Origin of the sequence: Novosphingobium sp. MMS21-SN21R (assembly GCF_031846015.1) — a bacterium.
In the GTDB taxonomy this organism is placed as follows: Bacteria; Pseudomonadota; Alphaproteobacteria; order Sphingomonadales; family Sphingomonadaceae; genus Novosphingobium.
In genome coordinates this window covers 3,255,629-3,274,897 of sequence record NZ_JAVRDU010000001.1, presented here as the reverse complement: position 1 = coordinate 3,274,897, position 19,269 = coordinate 3,255,629, and the positions used below count along the sequence as shown (strand labels likewise).

Annotated in this window: 14 protein-coding genes and 1 pseudogene; 9 read left to right on the top strand and 6 right to left on the bottom strand. The window is 61.3% G+C overall.

Annotation, left to right across the window (positions count from 1 at the left end):
* Nucleotides 1-151: 151 nt before the first annotated feature.
* Nucleotides 152-628 (bottom strand): annotated as a pseudogene (locus RM192_RS15925) (DDE-type integrase/transposase/recombinase); the annotation flags it as partial.
* A gap of 138 nt (nucleotides 629-766) precedes the next feature.
* Between RM192_RS15925 and RM192_RS15920 the strand changes: the two are divergent.
* Together RM192_RS15920 and RM192_RS15915 are read left to right on the top strand one after the other, a co-directional pair.
* A complete protein-coding gene (locus RM192_RS15920; RefSeq protein WP_311505447.1) occupies nucleotides 767-1,150 on the top strand; it encodes a hypothetical protein in 384 nt (127 codons plus the stop codon).
* A gap of 191 nt (nucleotides 1,151-1,341) precedes the next feature.
* Nucleotides 1,342-2,745 carry a sugar transferase gene (locus RM192_RS15915; RefSeq protein WP_311505446.1) on the top strand — a complete coding sequence of 468 codons (1,404 nt, stop codon included), beginning with the start codon at nucleotides 1,342-1,344 and terminating at the stop codon, nucleotides 2,743-2,745.
* 26 nt (nucleotides 2,746-2,771) lie between these two features.
* On the opposite strand, the gene RM192_RS15910 is transcribed toward RM192_RS15915, so the two are convergent.
* Nucleotides 2,772-3,692 carry a PDZ domain-containing protein gene (locus RM192_RS15910; protein ID WP_311505445.1) on the bottom strand — a complete coding sequence of 307 codons (921 nt, stop codon included), beginning with the start codon at nucleotides 3,690-3,692 and terminating at the stop codon, nucleotides 2,772-2,774.
* 208 nt (nucleotides 3,693-3,900) lie between these two features.
* Here RM192_RS15910 and RM192_RS15905 point away from each other — a divergent pair, with 208 nt between their 5' ends.
* Entirely contained in the window at nucleotides 3,901-5,166 is a 1,266-nt protein-coding gene (locus RM192_RS15905) for a nucleotide sugar dehydrogenase (protein ID WP_311508531.1), read from the top strand.
* The gene (locus RM192_RS15900) at nucleotides 5,163-6,416 is read left to right on the top strand and encodes a glycosyltransferase family 4 protein (RefSeq protein WP_311508530.1); all 1,254 of its coding nucleotides are present in this window, start codon (nucleotides 5,163-5,165) and stop codon (nucleotides 6,414-6,416) included. Before RM192_RS15905 ends, RM192_RS15900 begins: the two co-directional genes overlap by 4 nt.
* Before the next feature lie 46 nt (nucleotides 6,417-6,462).
* Here RM192_RS15900 and RM192_RS15895 read toward each other — a convergent pair whose 3' ends face one another.
* The gene (locus RM192_RS15895) at nucleotides 6,463-7,002 is read right to left on the bottom strand and encodes a hypothetical protein (RefSeq protein WP_311508529.1); all 540 of its coding nucleotides are present in this window, start codon (nucleotides 7,000-7,002) and stop codon (nucleotides 6,463-6,465) included.
* Nucleotides 7,003-7,235: 233 nt separating this feature from the next.
* On the opposite strand from RM192_RS15895, the gene RM192_RS15890 reads away from it, so the two are divergent.
* The 3 genes from RM192_RS15890 (at nucleotide 7,236) to RM192_RS15880 (ending at nucleotide 11,525) form a co-directional block, all read left to right on the top strand.
* Nucleotides 7,236-7,931, top strand: a complete 696-nt coding sequence (locus RM192_RS15890) for a polysaccharide biosynthesis/export family protein (protein ID WP_311508528.1) — start codon at nucleotides 7,236-7,238, stop codon at nucleotides 7,929-7,931.
* 58 nt (nucleotides 7,932-7,989) lie between these two features.
* Nucleotides 7,990-10,197, top strand: a complete 2,208-nt coding sequence (locus RM192_RS15885) for a polysaccharide biosynthesis tyrosine autokinase (protein WP_311508527.1) — start codon at nucleotides 7,990-7,992, stop codon at nucleotides 10,195-10,197.
* Nucleotides 10,198-10,319: 122 nt separating this feature from the next.
* Nucleotides 10,320-11,525: a glycosyltransferase gene (locus RM192_RS15880; RefSeq protein ID WP_311508526.1), complete on the top strand. Its 1,206-nt coding sequence runs from the start codon at nucleotides 10,320-10,322 to the stop codon at nucleotides 11,523-11,525.
* Here the strand turns inward: RM192_RS15880 and RM192_RS15875 are convergent.
* The 3 genes from RM192_RS15875 to RM192_RS15865 are packed head-to-tail and all read right to left on the bottom strand — an operon-like array spanning nucleotide 11,522 to nucleotide 14,423.
* The gene (locus RM192_RS15875; RefSeq protein WP_311508525.1) at nucleotides 11,522-12,112 is read right to left on the bottom strand and encodes an acyltransferase; all 591 of its coding nucleotides are present in this window, start codon (nucleotides 12,110-12,112) and stop codon (nucleotides 11,522-11,524) included. The two genes, RM192_RS15880 and RM192_RS15875, sit on opposite strands and share 4 nt — an antisense overlap.
* Entirely contained in the window at nucleotides 12,094-13,053 is a 960-nt protein-coding gene (locus tag RM192_RS15870) for a glycosyltransferase family 2 protein (protein WP_311508524.1), read from the bottom strand. The genes RM192_RS15875 and RM192_RS15870 overlap by 19 nt, the downstream gene beginning before the upstream one ends.
* A complete protein-coding gene (locus tag RM192_RS15865; protein ID WP_311508523.1) occupies nucleotides 13,050-14,423 on the bottom strand; it encodes a hypothetical protein in 1,374 nt (457 codons plus the stop codon). The genes RM192_RS15870 and RM192_RS15865 overlap by 4 nt, the downstream gene beginning before the upstream one ends.
* Before the next feature lie 146 nt (nucleotides 14,424-14,569).
* Between RM192_RS15865 and RM192_RS15860 the strand changes: the two genes are divergently transcribed.
* Nucleotides 14,570-14,851 carry a hypothetical protein gene (locus tag RM192_RS15860; protein WP_311508522.1) on the top strand — a complete coding sequence of 94 codons (282 nt, stop codon included), beginning with the start codon at nucleotides 14,570-14,572 and terminating at the stop codon, nucleotides 14,849-14,851.
* Between the two features lie 68 nt (nucleotides 14,852-14,919).
* Nucleotides 14,920-19,260 (top strand): hypothetical protein, encoded by a 4,341-nt coding sequence (locus tag RM192_RS15855; protein WP_311508521.1) that lies wholly within the window; start codon nucleotides 14,920-14,922, stop codon nucleotides 19,258-19,260.
* Nucleotides 19,261-19,269 lie beyond the last annotated feature (9 nt).

The window sequence follows — 19,269 nt, the reverse complement described above, 5'->3', positions numbered from 1 at the left end:
TTGCGCTGGCAAATCTGTGCTGAAAAAGCGTCGAAACTGGAGCGGGCGAAGGGATTCGAACCCCGCTCGTAGCGGCTTGGCGCGGACGACACACTATTCAATATAAACCAGGCGAAATTCGCTGCGATACCGCCCGCGCCCGAAGGCAAGGGTAATGCCACTCCACACCGATCTCCCCGCACCATGCCAGCACGGCATTGCTGGTGAGCTCCGTGCCGTTGTCGCTGACTATCATCCCCGGCTTGCCGCGTTGTGCGATCAGCTCGGTCAACTCGCGCACGACACGACGGCCTGAGATCGAGGTGTCGGGCACCGCTGCCAGGCACTCCCTGGTTACGTCATCGACCACGTTGAGCACGCGGAATCGGCGACCGGAGGCCATCTGGTCGTGAACGAAGTCCAGGCTCCAGCGCTGGTTCAGCAGCGCCAGCACCGGAGCAGACGCTCTGGTCCCCACGGCCCTCCTGCGACTGCGCCGCCGCCTGACTGCCAGCCCTTCCTCCTGGTAGATACGTTGGGTCTTCTTGCGGTTGATCATCACGCCCTCCCGGCGCAGCAGAATGTGCAGACGGCGATAGCCGAACCGGCGACGCTGGTTGGCCAGCTCGCGCAGCTTAGAGGGTAATGCATACGCGCTTACCAACTCCTCGGTGGATGGATCGTCTGATCGTGAGCGTTTCCGCCAACCACCAAAGGGCGCGTTGCCGTTTTCCAGTGGTGATGCTTTAGGGGGCATCGGAGAAACGAAAAACGCGAAACATGCCTGATGCCGGTGGTCAACGCCGTTCTGGGCGGCGATGTGCGCAAGCTTTCAGGCGAGCTTGCTCGCATGCGCGAAATGGGTTTGAGCCCCGTGGGACTGGTCCTCGCGTTCGAACGGCGGGCCGCCCAGCTTGTGCAATTGGCGGCGCGCATGGGTGACCGCGGTGACGTCAACGCATTCATGGAACAGGAAACTTCTGCCAAGCGCGTGTTTTTCCGCGATCGGGCAGATCTTACGCAACAACTGCGGCGTTGGCGTGGCCCGCGACTGGTCAGGCTTACCGAAAGGTTAACTATGCTGCACCGCACACTAATTTCCGACAATCGCAACGGAGAATTGGTGCTGGCTCAAGGTCTTGCGGAAATCGCACGCGCTGCAGCGCGATAAAGCGTGGCGGGTATCCGCCGTTTCGAGTGCGGAATCTCACTCCGGGACAGCATTCTGCTTGCTATCACCAAAACGGTAGGTATTTTCCCGCAGTGCAAAATAATTGAGGGCGGTCGCGCCGGATTCGGAAATTCGGACCATATGCTCAGGTTGAACGGGGGCATTTTGGGCAATTCTAGGCGAAACGCGTGATGACCAAGCACGTACCCACTGGCGAGATGCGGCAATCGCAGGACCGGCGCAGGATAACGCTGCCGCTGGCCCCTCCGCTCGAACAGCGCAGGCTGCAGATCTACATCATGCTGTTGCTGCTGGACGGCGCTGCGATTATGGGCGGGTTGTGCACTGCCAGCTGGTTGTACCTGGGGCGCTTCCTGGAAGAGTCGTCGCTGCTGCACGGCCAGGTTCTGGTCCCGATCTACTGGACCATCGCGCTCAGCACCAAGGCCTATTCTCTTCAGGCACTGCGTCGGCCGACCTTTGCGCGAGCGCGATCGGCCCTGTCGCTGATCGGTGCGGAAAGCGCGCTTCTGTTCGTCGGTTTTGCCACCAAGAGCACAGACAATTTCTCGCGTGTTTCCGCGATGCTTGGGCTGGTCATGGCCATGCTGCTGCTGATCTGGATACGCTCGATGATGCGCCCGGTCATCCAGGGGCGCTGTGGCGCGGTCGGCATCAATGTGTTGCTGATCGATGATGGCGGCGCTGCGCTGCGAATTCCGCACGCCTATCATATCGATGCGCGTGAACATCACCTCGCGCCCGACCTTTCCGATCCGCACATGATGGACCGCCTCGGCCTCTACATGATGAACATGGACCGGGTCATGGTCAGTTGCCCGTCGGATCGACGCGGCGCGTGGGCGCTGGTGTTCAAGAGCGCCAATGTTTCCGGTGAGATCATCGACCCGGAAGTGAGCAATCTCGGCGTGATCGGCGCCAGACGCGAGCGTGATTTCGGCGCCTTGATCGTGGCCAGCGGCCCGCTGGGACTGCGGTCGCGCGCGCTGAAGCGCGCGCTCGATTTCGGATTGGCGGGGAGCGCCGTGCTTGCACTGGCGCCACTGCTGGCAATCGTCGCGCTGGCGATCAAGCTGCAGGACGGCGGTCCGGTACTGTTCGTGCAGAAGCGCACGGGACGAGGCAACCGGTTCTTCCCGATCTTCAAGTTCCGCTCGATGCGAGTCGAGAAGCTGGATTCGGCAGGCGCGCGCTCAGCCAGCAAGGACGACGACCGTATCACGCGCATTGGTCGCTTCATCCGCGGCACAAGCATCGACGAACTGCCTCAACTGTTCAACGTGTTGCGCGGAGAGATGTCGATCGTCGGCCCCCGGCCCCATGCCATCGGATCACTCGCGGGCGACAAGTTGTTCTGGGAAGTCGACCACCGCTATTGGCTGCGGCATTCTCTCAAGCCGGGCCTTACCGGCCTTGCCCAAGTACGCGGCCTGCGCGGTGCTACCGACACCGAAACCGACCTTGCCAACCGCCTTCAGGCCGACCTCGAATACCTCGATGGCTGGACGATCTGGCGCGATCTCAACATCATCATAAACACTGTGCGCGTGCTGGTTCACGACCGGGCGTTCTGAGCGCTTTGTTCTCCGCCCGCTTGACGTCAGCCCTTTGCCACTGGACATGGTCCTGCTGCGGGCAAGACGCGCAATCGTGCAATGCGATCTTTCCACGACCTGTGGGTGGGCGCGCGCAGAAATCCCAGCCAGTCGTTGGCGCCAAGACGCTCGAACAGGGTCAGACCACTTGCCTGGTCATAGCCGGCACATCCCATAAGTCTGAGGCCGTGTTCGTCAGCGGCATCTTCCATGTTGCGGCGCTTTGCGATGCCGCCGCCGCGACGGTCTCCGTTGATGACGTGCGCGAATTCGTGCCCCGCAGCGAGAGCGAGCTCATCATCGGTCCGGGCAAAGGCCAGCATCCCCGTCGAGATCGCGACGTTGCGCGTGTCGCTGTGCGCTTCGACGCCGCGATCGGTGAACAACACCAGCCGGATCGCGCAGTGCTGCACAGGCTTGAGTGGCAGCGTCATCAACACGCCGCCCCTGCGAATTTCAACCGCCACGACACTGCCAGCCTGAACGGCACCGATTTCGTCGAGCAAGGCGTCTGCTGCAAGTGCACTCGCGCCGCGCCGCGTAACGATGGCCCCGACCGGGTCGCTGCCGATCGAGACCAGTTCGTCGCCCGCGCGCACACCCGCCTGCTCGGCCGGCCCGCCTGTTGCCACGCCCACCACGACCGGCAATTCACTCAGGCCCACGGCGGACTGGAGCAGCGGCCAATCGCGCCGCGCGTAAGCACGGCGATCATCGATGGCGAGGCCAGCGTCGGAAATTTGGGCCGGGCAGCTGTTCCCGGCAGCCTCGCGCAACCGCCATTCGAGCGCAGCGACCCGCGCCAGGTCAGCTCGCAATCGCGCTGGCCATTCAAGCATGGCCTGCTGACCCGTGGCAGAGTTGCCTCCGGAGATACATGCCAAGGCCGCGACAAGCCCGAATGCGAAACGCGTGGGTCCGGCCATGTGCGTTTCACCGCACGCATTTGCGCCATTGTTAATAATCATATTGCATTGCACCATAATCGCCGAGTTGCTAGACCAACTTCAGTTCATTTCGGATTTTCCCGCAGCCATTCAGCACGGAACTGCAAGCACCTGATTTGACTGGTTCAATTTCCTTGTCGAGCCCCCCTGATTCCAGGCGGCATGATTTCGCGTCAGGAGAATACATTTGAAGATTGCCATTCTCGGCCTCGGCTACGTGGGTTGCACCGCAGCAGGGTGTATTGCAAGTCAGGGGCATGAAGTTCTCGGAATCGACGTAAGTCCCGCCAAGGTGGAGACCCTCAATTCCGGCAAGTCACCGGTCTATGAGCCGGGATTGGACGATCTGATCAGCAAGGCCCGCGCGGAAGGGAGGCTCGAAGCCGTCACCGAAATCGGCGACAAGCTGGACGATTGCGATATCGCGATTGTCTGCGTCGGCACGCCAAGCGGCGTCGATGGCGCCCACAACATGAGCTACATCGTCCAGGTGACGCGGGCCATCGCCGCCTCGATCAAGCCCGACCGCAAGGGACCGCTGACCGTTGTCTATCGTTCTACCATGCGGCCCGGAACGACCGAGCAGATGATCCAGCCGATCTTCCGTTCGCTGCTGGGCGAGCGCTCGGACGACTTGGTCGAGTTGGTCTACAATCCCGAATTTTTGCGCGAAGCCACGGCGATCGACGATTACTTCAACCCGCCCAAGATCGTGCTTGGCACGATTGACGGCACGCCATCGGAAAAGATGGTTGCGCTGCACGAGGGGATTGAGGCACCGATCTTCCATGTCGGCATTCGCGAAGCCGAGATCACCAAGTTCGTCGACAACACCTGGCACGCCGTCAAGGTAGCGTTCGCTAACGAGGTTGGCCGGGTATGCCAGAACATCGGCATTTCTGCGCGGCAGGTCCACCAGATCTTCGTTTCCGACACCAAGCTCAATATCTCGCCTTATTACACCCGTCCCGGCGGACCGTTCGGTGGATCATGTCTGCCCAAGGACGTGCGCGCCCTGCAGCATATTGCGGCCGATACCGGATCGCAGACGCATCTGTTCGACTCATTGCTGCGCAGCAATGACGCGCACAAGCATCACCAGTTTCTTCACGTGACCAAGGGCGTCGCGCCCGGCGGACGGGTCCTGCTGGTCGGGCTGGCATTCAAGGCCGACACCGACGACTTGCGTGAAAGCCCGGCGGTGGACATGGCGCGCAAGCTGCTCGATGCCGGATACGCGCTCGACATCTACGATCCGCAGCTGAAACCTGAGAGTCTCGTCGGGCAGAACCTTGGCTACGCTTATGCGATCCTGCCTTCGATCGACGGATTGCTGGTCGACAAGGCGACTGCCGAAACCCGCGACTATGCCGTCGTGGTATCGACTAACAGACTGATCAAAGACCTTGACCTTGGCGCCGCCCGCATCGTCGACGTGAGCGCTATTGCATGACCATGCCGGTTGCAGCCGGGGACTTTGAGTTCCCGACGGAAATTCCCGGCTCTCCGCTGGCAGGCAAGAAAGTCCTGATCGTGGTCGAAAACCTGCCTTTGCCGTTCGACCGGCGGGTGTGGCAGGAGGCGCGGACGCTCAAGGCGGCGGGCGCACTGGTTTCGATCATCTGCCCGACGGGCAAGGGCTACGAAAAGCGCTTCGAGGTCATCGACGGGATCGACATCCACCGCCACCCACTGCCGATTGAGGCAAGCGGAGCGCTGGGCTTCCTGCTGGAATATGGCGCGGCGCTGTTCTGGGAAACGGTTCTGGCATGGAAGATCTACTTCACGCGCGGGATCGACGTGATCCAGGGCTGCAATCCGCCTGACCTGATCTTTCTGGTGGCGCTGCCGTTCAAGCTGCTGGGCGTGAAGTACATTTTCGACCACCACGACATCAATCCCGAGTTATACGAAGCCAAGTTCGACAAGCGCGGCTTCTTCTGGAAGCTGATGGTGCTGTTCGAGAAGCTGACGTTCAAGGCCGCAGACGTCTCGATGGCGACCAACCAGTCCTACCGCAAGATCGCGATCGAACGCGGCGGCATGGATCCGGACAAGGTTTTCGTCGTGCGCTCGGGGCCGGACCTCAGCCGTCTGAAGCGCGTGCCCCCGGTCGAAAGCTGGAAGAACGGTCGGCGCTATCTTGTCGGCTATGTCGGCGTGATGGGCGATCAGGAAGGGATTGATCTGCTGATCGATTCGGTCGAGCATATCGTCCGGATCAAGGGTCGGCAGGACATCCAGTTCTGCCTCGTCGGCGGCGGCCCGAGCCTCGCCAAGCTCAAGGAGATGGTCGGCCAGAAGGGCCTTGCGGACTATGTCCATTTTACCGGCCGCGCGCCCGACCAGGATCTGTTCGAAGTTCTCTCGACCATGGACGTCGGCGTGAACCCTGATCGCGTCAATGCGATGAACGACAAGTCGACCATGAACAAGATCATGGAATACATGTCGCTCGAAAAGGCAATGGTGCAGTTCGACGTTACCGAAGGGCGCTTTTCGGCGCAGGACGCGTCGCTCTATGCCAAGGCCAACGATCCGGTGGACTTCGCCGAAAAGATCATCGAGCTGATCGAGGACCCGCAGCGCTGCGCAGCAATGGGCGCGTCTGGTCGGCGCCGGGTCGAGACCGAACTGAACTGGGGCCACCAGATCACGCCGCTGATCTCGGCCTACCGCAAGGCCTTGCGCCTTGATGCGTAAGGCCGCTCCCGGTCATCGTCCCGCAGCGCCAAGGCTGGCGGGCTGCTCAGCGTCGCCGCGTCGGCAGGTGAGCGTAGCGAAATGCGCAAAGGCCGATGACCAGCGTGCAACCAATGTCGATCAACCAGTTCAGGTGCGCCGGACCATAGAGCAGTTTATCGGCAACGTGCAGGGATATCAGGCGCAGCGCGACAAGACCGACGAGCCCGATCATCGCCAGCCGCGCAACGGCGACCAGCCGGGTCAACGAACCTGTACGGGTGCGGGCGTATACGCGCCAGCCGAGGAAGATCATCAGCGACGCCGCAAGCACCGCCGCAGCACTCAGCGGCCCCTGCAGCTCCTGTCGCGCGCCATAGTCGCCATCGGCCCGCAGCATGCCGCGCAGCACTGTGCGCATGCTCTCTTCGACCCCGGTCACGCGCCAGGCAAAAAGCGCCACGAAAAGCACGGCAAGACCGCTCCACCACGCAGCCTCGCTTCCTGGGCGACCAAGCCGGCGCGCGGCAAGTCCAGTCCAGAGGCACTGCCCGCCAACGACAAGATAGACAGCGCTTGCGGCAAGGCTGAAGACGGACATGGTCATCGGCATAAGAGTCTTTCGCATCTGCTCATTCGTAGCGATGCCGAGGCTTTGCTGCGCCACGACCGCCTGAAAGACTCCCATTATCGTGCGATGGCAGCAGGGTCCAGTTCCGCTCTTGCCCATTTTGCATTGCAGCACGAAACCCTATGCAGGGTTGCGCTCGACAAAGGCGATGTCTATGCCCAAATACGTATCAACACAGGGTGTTCTACAGTATGATCAGGAATAATCCCTTGAAAATCGCGCCGTTGGTACTGCTGGCGGTTTCCGCCGCTACCCTTGCCGGCTGCTCCTCATCGCCGGGCGCAAAGATTGGGCTGGTCGATTCAACGCCTGTAGCCGCCTATGGGCAGGACGGATATTCGGCGACAGAGCCTGCAGACTACTTGCTGCGCCCCTCCGATGTTGTGTCAGTCACCGTATTCCGCGAGCCTGACCTCTCGGTCGAAAGCGTGCCCATCGGTGCCGACGGTATGCTGTCGCTGCCCCTGGCCGGTGCGATCAAGGTTGACGGCATGACGACACGTCAGCTGGAACAGGAAGTGCGCAACAAACTTGCGTCATCGCTCGTCAGCCCGAACGTCAGCGTGAACATCATGCAGTTCGGCTCACACGTGGTGACGGTCGAAGGATCGGTCGAAAAGCCGGGCATGTATCCGTTCAAGCCCGGCACGCGGCTCTCGGGTGCCATTTCGCTCGCGGCCGGACCGAACCGAACCGCAAAGCTGAAGGACGTGGTCGTTTTCCGCCAGACGGTGGGCGGGATGTCAGTGGCCAAGTTCGACTATGCGGCAGTCAGGTCCGGCACGATGATGGACCCGGTGCTTCAACCGAGCGATCGCGTCGTGGTCGGCACATCCGGCCTGTCGGTATTCTGGCAGGATCTGCTCAAGACCTTGCCCGCCTTCGCGCTGTTCACAAACCTGTGACCGTCAGGCTATTCGCCAAGCGCCCCCTTGCAAATCGCATGAGAAAGTTGACGCAAGCATGACAGAAGCTGCCAGCAACAGGGCTTCATGGACCGATAGGTATCTTCCCGGTGCGGGAGAGGCCGATCATTCGCAACCAGCCGGCCTGATCAACCTTTCGATGATCCGGGGCCTGCTGTTCCGCCAGCGCATCATCCTGACCGGCGTCGTTCTTGCAGCTCTGGTGCTGGGTCTGGTGACGACCTTGCTCACCAAGCCGATCTACCAGTCGACCGCAACCGTCCGGATCGATCCCGACGGCGCCAACATCGTGCAGGGGCAGGATCTTGCACCGACGATCGCGACCAATGAAATCGACCGGTACATGAAGACGCAAGGCTCGGTGATCATGAGCCAGCGCATGGCCTTCCGGGTTGTCGATTCACTCAAGCTTGACCAGAACGACGCCTTCCTCGGCAAGGCCGTGAGCGAAGGCAAGCCAGCCGAATACACCGCAAAGCAGTGGCAGACGATGCGCCGCGAAATGGCAGCCGGCATGGTTCAGGGCGGCGTGGGGGTCGATATTCCGATCGATAACCGTGTCATTTCGATCAATTACAGCTCTGGCGATCCGACGATGGCGAAAGTCATTGCAGATGCCTATGCCGATAACTTCGTGCAGGAAGACGTACGCCGCGCGCTTGAAGCCAACACGTATGCACAGAAGTACCTGCAAGAGCAGATCGCCCAGATCAGCGCGAAGTTGCAGGATGCCGAAATGGCGGCCAATGCATACGCCAAGTCGAACCGTATCGTCAGCAGCCCTCTGGCTGCCGCGTCGGGAGACAAGGCTGGAGCCAGCAGCGCCGGGCCAACGATCACCGTAGCCAATCTCGCCAGCGTCAACGGCAACTACACCCAGGCTCGGGCACAGCGAATTGCCACTGAGCAGCGTTGGGCCGCCGTTTCTGGCATGCCAGCCCTGCAACTGCCCGAAGTTCAGCAGAACAGCGCGATCCAGAACCTTTACAGCGAGCGCGGTAAGGTCATCACCCAGCTTTCGGAACTGCGCCAGCGCTATGGCGACAGTTATCCTCAGGTGAAGGAAGCAAAGGCACAAGTTGCCTCGCTCGACGCGCAAATAAATCGTCTCGGATCGGACATCAAGAACTCGATCCGCGACCAGTATCAGATTGCATTGCGCCAGGAGCAGGCGCTTTCCGGAGAATTGACCAAGGTTTCGGATCAGACCCTGGACGAGCAGGATCGCCGCGTGCGCTTCAACCTGCTTGACCGCGAGGCTGGTGCGCTGCGCACCCAGCTCGCCGCACTGCTCGAACGCTACAACCAGATCTCATCCGCAGCCAATGTTCGCAGCGGCTCAATCTCGAAGCTTGACGCGGCCACCCAGCCTGGATCGCCGGTCACACCGAATCTGATCAAGAACATGCTCGTCGCGCTCATCATGGGCGTCGCAGTGGCGGTGATCCTGGCAGTGTTACGCGAGGCCTTCGACGACCGCTTGCGGTCAAGCGACGATGTCGAGCGCAAGCTCGGCGTGCCGCTGCTCGGCTTTACGCCATATCTGTCCAGCGAGGAAGTGACCAAGCAGGCACAGGATCCATTCAGTTCGCTGATGGAATCCTACTCGTCGCTGCGCACATCGATCGACTTCGCGATTACCGGCAATCACCGCGTAATCCAGATTACCAGCAGCCAGCCCTCGGAAGGCAAGTCGCTGACTTCGTCGGTCATCGCCAAGAAGTATGCGGAACTGGGGCGGAAGACGCTGCTGATCGATGCCGATTTGCGCAAGCCGACAATTGCCCATTTGTTCGGTTCCAAGCGGTCTTCCATCGGTTTTGCCGAAGTGCTGCTCGGCGATGTGCCGCTCGCTGATGCTTTGCTCAAGAACACGCCCGATTCGCTCGACGTGCTCCCGATCGGCTCGATCCCGACCAACCCTGTAGAACTGCTCTCATCACAGCTGCTCAGCGATTTCATTGCGCGTTGCCGCGACGAATACTCGCTTATCATCATCGACTCTTCGCCCGTCATGGGCCTGGCTGACGCGCCACTGATTTCGCGCCACGTCGACGGGGTCGTGTTCATCGTCGAAGCGAACCGTTCGCAGTTTGGCCAGACCAAGGCCGCCATCCGCCGCCTGCGCAATGCCGGTGCCCGGATCGCCGGTGCTGTGCTGACCAAGTATCGGTCGGCTGAAGCAGGCCTGTCGTACGACTACATCTACAACTACTACTCCTACGGCTCCAAGACCGAGGATTGAGCGGCGATCTGATCCGGTCGCGGGGCATAGCGCCTGCGGCCGGATCGCGCGCTGCGGCAAGGCGCATTGCCCTTGCTCATGCAAAATATCCGGCACCAATGACGCAATGGCGGGAGGCGAGCTTGCCAGGGACTCTCGGGGAAGTCAGCAAAGTGCTGCATGTCAGCGGCGACTACCCTGACAGCATCGATTCCTTCAAGACGCCGGTCATCAAGACGCTCATCGCGCTGACCCGAACGCAGTTCGATCACGACGTCCTTTCTTTGAATCGCCGCAGCCCTGCCATGGCTTCGTTTGCGGCAGACGCCCTGATCCGCCTAGGCAAACCCCGATTGCACACAACCAGCGAGCCTTTCGAGGACGGTGCCGCGATGCGCTACGACGCACCGCCGAAAGGACTCTACCACGCAGCGATGCTGCGCCAGCTTGGCGAACAAATCGCTAGCCGGATCGACCAGTCGGAGCGCAAGCCAGATCTCATTGTCGGGCACAAGCTTGCAATCGAGGGAATCGCGGTGCGTCGTGCTGCGGACCTGACAGGCATCCCCTACGCAATCTCGATACAGGGCGATACCGACACCAAGATCATCGATGCGCGCCCTGACTTGCGCGGTGAACTGGCACGCGTGTTTCATGGTGCGGCGATGGTCTTTCCTTTCGCCCCCTGGGCGTTGAAGCGGGTGGAAGGCAAGTTGGGCGTGCGCCAGGGACCGGTGTGCATGCTGCCTTGCCCGACAGACCTCGATGCACCGACACCGCCGACCGTGGGCGGGGACGGTTTCGTCTCGGTGTTCCATCTGAAGAATCATGCGCGGAAGAACCTGTCGGGGATGGCCGCCGCGATGCGTCTCGCTGCCAAACAAGGCGCGCCGCTTGCATTGACCATCATCGGCGGCGGAAGCGCGGCAGAGGTCGCCCAGTGCGAGGCGCTTGCCAATGGTGCAGAAGGCTTGACCTTTGCAGGCCCTATGGGGCGCGATCCCTTGCGCGCCCGGATGAAGACCGCGACCGCCTTTGTCATGCCCTCGCTGCGTGAGAGCTTCGGGCTGGTCTTCATCGAAGCCCTGTTTGCAGGACTGCCAATCATCTATCCCGCAGGCACTGCGGTAGATGGATTTTTCGACGGCGCACCCTTTGCCATCCGCGTCGATGCCCACGACCCGTCGGCCATTGCGAAAGCCATGCTGCATGTCGCGTCAGAAGAAGGCCGGATCAAGGCTGCATTGGCAGCGTGGCAGGAAAGTCCAGAAGCACGGCGGTTTACCCGCGAGGCGATCGGACACGCCTTTGCTGCAGGCTTGAAAGCTGCCGGAACAGTTGGCCGCTAGACGGCAATCTCGCGCTGACCGACGATCTTGGCGGGCGCTCCGGCCACAATGGCCATTGCCGGTACTTCGCCCTTCACGACCGCACCAGCGGCAATAATCGCACCATCGCCGATGCGGGTTCCAGGAAGAATGACTGCGCGCGTGGCCAGCCAGACATCGTTGCCGATTTCTATGTCACCTTCGCGCATCGCCTGATCGCTGACGGGAGATCCGTCATTGTAGCGATAGGTAGCGGCGGTGAGCATGACCTCAGGGCCAAACAGCACATCGCTGCCGATGCGGATGCGTCCCTCGCCCGGTCCCGCCCATATATGGCAGCGGGAGCCGATGCGCACCCGGTCGCCGATCTCGATCCGCTCAGGATTGGAGAACACGACATCGGGGCTGACGCTTGGGCTGCTGCCGAACCGGATGCGCCGCATGGGGGCGACGTGGCTGTAATTGTAGTAATTCACCAGCTTGATCAGGTGCGCCCAGGCGCGCGGGTCAAAGGTAGCTCCTATGAGCCGTAGAAGCTTCGCTCCGCGGCCGAGACGCTGCTTGTGAGCCAGCGGCTGATCGCTCTGCATCAGTAGCCCTTCAGCCATTCAGAGCGCTTGCCCCAAATGGCTGCCCATCGCGCCTTGTCCTCTGCCTTGCCCTTGACCAGTGAGCCTGCGCGACGGACTGCGATCCACAGCCACAACATGGCGATGCCGGCTGGGATCCGAAGGCCTTGCCAGTGATCGCGGATCAGCGTGGCTTTCGACCGCATGAGGCGGAGAATCTTGTCCTCGCGCTTGGCACTGGCGGCACCGACAAGGTGCATGATCTGCGCGTCGGGCGTAATCATCGGGCGGTAACCGAGCTGCGCCGCGCGGAGGCACAGGTCGTGCTCTTCGCCGTACATGAAGTAGCGCGGGCTGAACCCACCAAGCTTGCGCCACAAGGCAGTGGGGACCAGCATGAAACAGCCGACCACGACATCGACCTGCCGCACGGTGTCCCGCTTCCAGCCGCCGATTCCTTCACGATTGAAGAAGGGCGAATTGACGAAGACGCGGGCAAGCCCTGTCGCCGAGCAGAACAGGCTCCACAACGACATGGTGTTCCAGCACGAGGCGATGTTGAGCGAGCCGTCGGGAAAAACGGTGCGCCCCCCGACGATCCCTGCTTCAGGATGAGCCTTGCCAAAGGCGAGAATGTTTTCGACCGCGCGGGGATAGGTTTCGGTGTCGGGATTGAGGAGGAGCAGCCAATCCGTCGTCGCGGTTTCTGCAATGGCATTGTTGGCGCGTGAAAAGCCGACATTCTCGGCGCTGCGGATCAGTTCAAGATCGGGGAAGCGTGCCGCGATCGCGTCCGCCGAGCCATCGTGCGAGTCATTGTCCCAGACCACCACCCGCATGGCGACGTCCCCCGCATTGGCGAACAGGGTTTCCAACGCCGTGACCGTCAGTTCACGAGTGTTGTAGCTCACCATGATAACGGTGACATCTGGCACCACAACTTCGCCTGTGTCCGCCATCGTTGCGTCCTTGTCGATCACGTGGCGGTGCCTGTTGCCGTAGCGTGTAGTTCCCGCGGAATGGCCGGGCCTGCACGAAGTGTCCTGATGTCACCCAGCGAAAGGGTGGTCGCAATCAACATGGAAAACCATGTGAGCGTACCGCCGAAATACGAAGTGGTGAAACCCGACAGAACCAGACCGGTGAGCGCCACGCAAATGCCAACAGCGAACTTGCGGTCCTTTTCGGCCACTCTCACGCTCATGCGGCTCAGGCTGAAGATACCGACGACACAAGACAGGAAGATGCAGATGGGCGTGATGTAGCCGTGCCGGACTGCAAGCAGCAGCCAGTGATTGTCGATGCTGTTGATCATCCACGGCAGGCGTTCGTAGTCGGTAAACCCGATACCGAACCACGGGTGCTTTGCGACCGAACGCGTGCCGTATTCCCAGATCAACTGGCGGAACCAGCCGGTAGCCGGATCAAGCGTATAACGGACGAGAATCGGCACCACGCCGTTCTGTGAACCGACCTGGACAATCAGTATCAGCGCGCTCAGGCAGAAGATGAAGAAGCGCCAGCCGATGCCGCGCGCCTGCGTCTGGAACCAGTCGTAGCCCAACAAGACGCCGGTGATGATGAACGAGAGGAAGGCCGCCGAACTGACCGAGAAGATCGCCATGAGACCAGCGGCGATGCCCAATTTGCGGGGCCATTTCATCAGCGCAGAATTGATGAACAGCGGCAGGACGCTGGCCAGGAACAGACCAGCAAGAATGGGATGCGAAAACGGGCCGGCCGCGCGAAGCAGTCCAAGCCGGACGACGTTGAAGTCTTTCGCCGTCGCCACGGCCTGACCATTTTCGAAATAAGGCAGCGGGCCGAAGATCGCTGCTGCCATCGGCCTGACGAGTTGGCGATGAGTGATACTCTCGACCATCATGCCTGCACCAGCCAGGAAAAGGCCAGGTGCTGCAATCACCAGCAAGCGGCGCAGATCATCAAAGCTGCGAACACAGACGCGGGCGATAAGGTAAGGCGCGATAACGTCAAGCGCGAGTGCGCCGCCACGGCTGATGCCTTCACCCATGCCATAAAAGGCCACGAACGAGACAACCATCCATGCAACGCCTGTCAGCATCCACAAGTCTGCAGCCCTGAAAGGCAGGCGCCCAGTCACGATTCGGTTGATGAGCCATGGCAGGAGGATGAACGTGGCTGCGCGGTAAGGGTAGATCACCTGACCGGCGAGCGAAACACGCACTTCCTGTGGCAGGAGCGTGGAATAGAACAACAATGCGATAGGAACCAGCGGTGCTGCAGCGAGCGCCTGAGACCGTGGAGTTGCGGTACGGGGAGGTGGCAGATGGGACTGCCGGCCCGTCAGAGGCACGCTGGACGAAGCCATGTCTTTCCGCAATCTCCTTCAGGGCAACCCCTTATCCGCATTTGCATCAGGGCTGCAAGCCGAAATGGGTGCAGCGCAACATGAACAGAAAACGTTTTCCTACAGATATGCGCCCATGATAGCGCAAATGTTCCTTATTTGTTCTAATGGAGCTGATTGTCATCATGGACCCTTTTCAATCGACCACCGACAGCCCCCTGGCCCCTGCGCAAAACTGCTTCTACGTTACGCCCCATGACACGGCGCCATTGCCGGTGGTGACGAAATCCATTTACATTGGTCAGGGCGGCGACCTTTCGCTGATCCCGCTCCGCGGAGACACGCCCGTGACGTTTCGCAATCTTCCCGACGGCGGAATGCTGGATGTGCGGGCGCGCGCCATTCTGGCGACCGGCACGACTGCCGCCGATCTGGTGGGCCTGGCGTGATGCCCGGGTTCGGCTTCGGTTTCCGCTCTGGCCGGCGCAGAATGCGTCCGGGCAGAAACCCCAATCCATTGCGCAGCATCAGGCCGGGGCCGCTCTGGACAGGCGCGGCCGGGAGCGGTTTCACGCAGCCGCCCGTCGACCCGGTACGCACGACCGCCAAGCCTGCCATGCGGCTTATAACCCCGCCAAACCAGTATTTCACGCAGGAACTGCTGGTCGGCGTCATGGCCGGGGCGAACAATGGCGGCACCCTGATCGACAACCTTGGACTCGAAAAAGTGATCGTCCACTACGAGGGCGCGAAGATCGAGATTGCCGCGCCTTCCTACCAGACTTTCGCCGACGCCAATGGCGTGTCGCGGTCTTACCTCGGGTGGTGGGTCGTGCTGAAAAAGACGACGTCGGGGCACGCGCATCTCTATTTCGAGGCCGTACCCAAAGATGTGTCGATGCAATCCCGCGTCATCGGCCCATGCCAGTTCAGCCCGCAGGCGAACGCACATGACCTCGAGATTCAGGTCGCGCCGAGCCAGACGGTGCTGGCGGGCTCACGCTATCAATCGATTGGCTCGGCCTTGACCTATCTGGTTCAGGCCAATGCCCAGAATCCGCGGATCACCGTAACGGAAAGTGGCACCTACGATCTGGGAGCGCTTTCGGTCGTCTATCAAGGTGCGGGCTACTGCACGATCCGGGCAACGGTGCCGATCACCATCGGCAAAACCGCCTATACAACCGAATCAGCTTCCATGTTGCGGTCCAAATGGGACGGCCTGCGACTGGTCGGCAGCAACATCACGATCAACGCGCGCTACGTTTCGGCGATCTATCACGAAAATGCGGCCGGCCGGCAGCACTGGCTTGACGGTGTGACACTGATCGACAGTGGTGGGCGTTCTGCATTGTGGCGCAGCGGCCTTCGTCCGTTCAGCCACTTCGTCCGCGACGCGGCGTGGTTCACCGAATGTGACTTCAACGCCGTTTCGAGCGCCTGCGTTGGCGCCAGCCTAGTGCGTGGCTGCATCCTGCGAGGCGGTTATGGCGACACCGTTACCGACGCGGCATGTGTCGTTCATACGGTAACTGAAGATTGGGACAGCAGCGACGGCTGGACGGTCGACACTCCGGCGCTCACCGTGGCCTATAGTGGCGCGCAAAGCACGGCCACACTTGCTCTCTCGGGCGGAAACGACAGTTCGAGCCGCACCCTGACCGCGACGTGGGGCAGCAACGCCGCCTCGTTCACGGTTGGCAACAGCGAAGCAAGCATGCTCGCCGGGACCTATCTCGTCAGTGACGTCGCGGCCTGGCTCAATGGCCTTGGCGTCGGCTTTACGGCAACCGTGCTCGACAATTCCCGTCGCGCGGCCGCCCTTTCGCTGGCAGGTCTCAAGGGCGTGGGGTTTGCAGCGACAAGCGTCAAATCCACACCGCTGACGATGGTGACCATGTTCGATCTGCATACCGACTGGTTCCAGCAGAACAACACGGGCATGCTGGAAAACTGCATTCTGGCGAACAACTCCTGCACTGGACTCGTCGCTCAGAATATCTTCATCACCGGGACCGGCGGAGCGAAGGATTACCTCGTTTTCAACAACGCCTTCGACAACAAGCTGACAACTGGGGCGTACAACAACAACGCCTATCTTTTGAGCCAGTTCGCAAGAGCGCACAGCCATGTGGTCGTCGCGCACAACACCTGGGCGTCCCAAGGGATCTGGCTGCGCGGCGATCAGGCTTATGTACCCGATGGCTATTGTCTTTTCGCCAACAACGCCGTGCGGGACATTCTTTGGGCCGGTGCGGGCAATCCCCCTTCAAGCATCGTCGGCAATCATCTGCAGCAAGGCGCAACCGGCGCAGCGATAGGCACAGGGACGACGGTGGGCGGTTTGCAAGGGCAAAGCTTTGCTGACAGCGGCACCGGCAAATTCAGCGCTCGCGGCCCTCTTGAAGCCGCGCGCAAGGTGCCCGTTGTTGCCCTGGACCGTAGCGGCACAAAGCGCGGGGCCAGCGACTGCGCCGGGTCGGAAGGTTTCGCCGTACCTGCGGTGATCGAGCCTGCGCACCCAGCGCTTGGTTCGGTTCAGTTTCCACCGTTCAACCGGCAATACGCTGGCATCCAGGCGTCAATCGCCTATCCCAACACCAACGTGGTACAAACACCGTTGCTGCCCGCTGGCGCTGCGGGCGCGTTTTTCATGATGGTTCAGGTTCCGCACGAGCGGACTAACCTGAACCGGGAATACCGCGTGTTCGGCAATGCGGTGGCCACGACGGCATCAACGTTCAGTCTGGTGCACCACGGCGATAATTACTTCGACGGCACCCGCCACGACGAATTCCGTTGGCGCTCGAAAGGCAGCACCGGCGACCTGCTCGACCTTTCGGTCGACGTTCAGACACGCTCCGGGAATTGGCAGCTAGTCGTCGTGCGCTGTGACGGAGCGAGCAACTACAGCATTGCCAGCTACGCGCCGGGCCAGGCCAAGATAAGCGGGACCGTTCAGACCAGTACGACGCACAGCCTGAACGCGCTTACCGGGACCCATATCTGCCTTGGTGATGCGGCGAATAGTGCAGGCAGTCTCGCAACATACGCTGCGCCAGTTGGTGCCTTCGACGGAGCCGTCGCGTTCCACGGCTTCGTTCTGGGCGACGGCGGCGACGATGCGCGCTGGCAGGCGATCTGCGAAGGTGCTGACATTGCCCAGACTCTCGGCGCAGCCACGGCTTTCCGCCTTCACCGCGATTTCCGCAATGGCGGCGCGACGACGGCAGCATTGTCTGCGGCCCTTCCCGGCGATTCGACCGGCACCGGCATCGTGCAGGGAACATTGAAGGCGGGCGGAACAGTCCCCCGCGCCAGCACTGCGCGCCATCTTTCCTTCGACAAGCTGCCTGACGGCTATGTGCTTTGCCCTCCTGACGGGCAGGAGCACGGATCGGTCGCGCTGACCGGCCGCAGTGCGGGCCTGATCGGGGGGCTGTTTGCGCGGGTGGTTGCGGAAAACGGCACGACGATCGTGCCTGGTTTTCTTGTCGATGGCGTGGCGCCGGCAATGAGCGTCAACTTGACGCTGCCGCGCTTCGCCGGTTGGGGTTGTCTGGAACTCTGGGCGGAAAGCGATCCCGCCGTGGTTCACCGGATGAACAGCCGCATCGGCTGTGGCGACAAGCTGAGCGTGATTGGCCAGAGCCAGTCAGACATCATGCTCTATGCCGGAGGGGTGGCGCTCGCGCCAAGCGGCATTGCCAGCTTCTGCGGATACTTCGGTGATAAATCTGACCCCGCAGATACGACGACCAGTCCGGTCGCGCGGTTCAGCACTGCCGCCAGACCGCAGATGTTCGTGATCGAGCCGCAGATGACCAACGCCTACAACGGTGTAACCGCGATCGCCGAGCGCATTGCCGAACACAACCTCGGCAGAGCCATTGCAGTGATCGACTGCGCCATTCCCGGCACATCCGCGCGGGACTGGATCAATGACACCATCACGGCACGGCAATGGGCCATCGACGTAGAGGTTGCCGCGCTGGCGGGGCGTGACCGCGTGCCGATCTGGCAGTGGTATACGGCCGATGCAGGCTTCGACTACCGCCTGATTCTCGACGCGGTCGTGTCAGGCACCGGCCCCTACGTTGGCAACCACACCCTGTTTGACGGAACACTGCAGCAGATCGGGTACAAACTGGGCATCTGCCTGCCTTCCCGCGCCACGACCACAGCCCCGGGGCCGAACGATTCCGACGATTTCGGCTTTAACCGCTCCTACGCGCAGGACGGTCAGATTGCATGGTGCAACGACCATCCCGACATTGCAGTGGCCGGCCCGGCCGTGACCGACATGGCAATCGACAATCTGGCGGCCGGAACGACGGTGGGTCCCAACACAAATCTGGGAGGCCCTCACGAAAGCCAGGTGCTGCGCGACGGCGTTTATCGTCTGGGCTACCGCATCGGCGAAACCTATCTACGTGCCCGCGGCCTGAGCCCCTGCCCCGGCAATCCTTACATGGACCCGGCGCAAGTGACGATCAATGCAGGGCGCACCGAAATACTGATTCGCTGCGTGCTGCCCAATCCGGCAAGTTCCCTGCGCACCGCCGATGGCAGACCCGTAAACGGCTTCGAACTGTCGACCACGGGCGGGTCGACCTGGTCGCGTAGCGGTTTCACGGCGACTATAGCTTCAAGTGATACGGTGAGGATCACCAAGGCGTCCGGTGCATGGCCTGCCGGTCTGAAACTGACCTATCTAAGGGGCGGGCCGTTTAGCTACGGGACCGCAGAAGAACTCAATTTCCATTACAAAGGCAGTCTCTACGACGGCAGTGCGGCAGAGGGCGGCCTTGGCGTTCCGGTGCTGGGCATCGCCACATCCAATGGTGTCACGATCTAGAATCGGTCG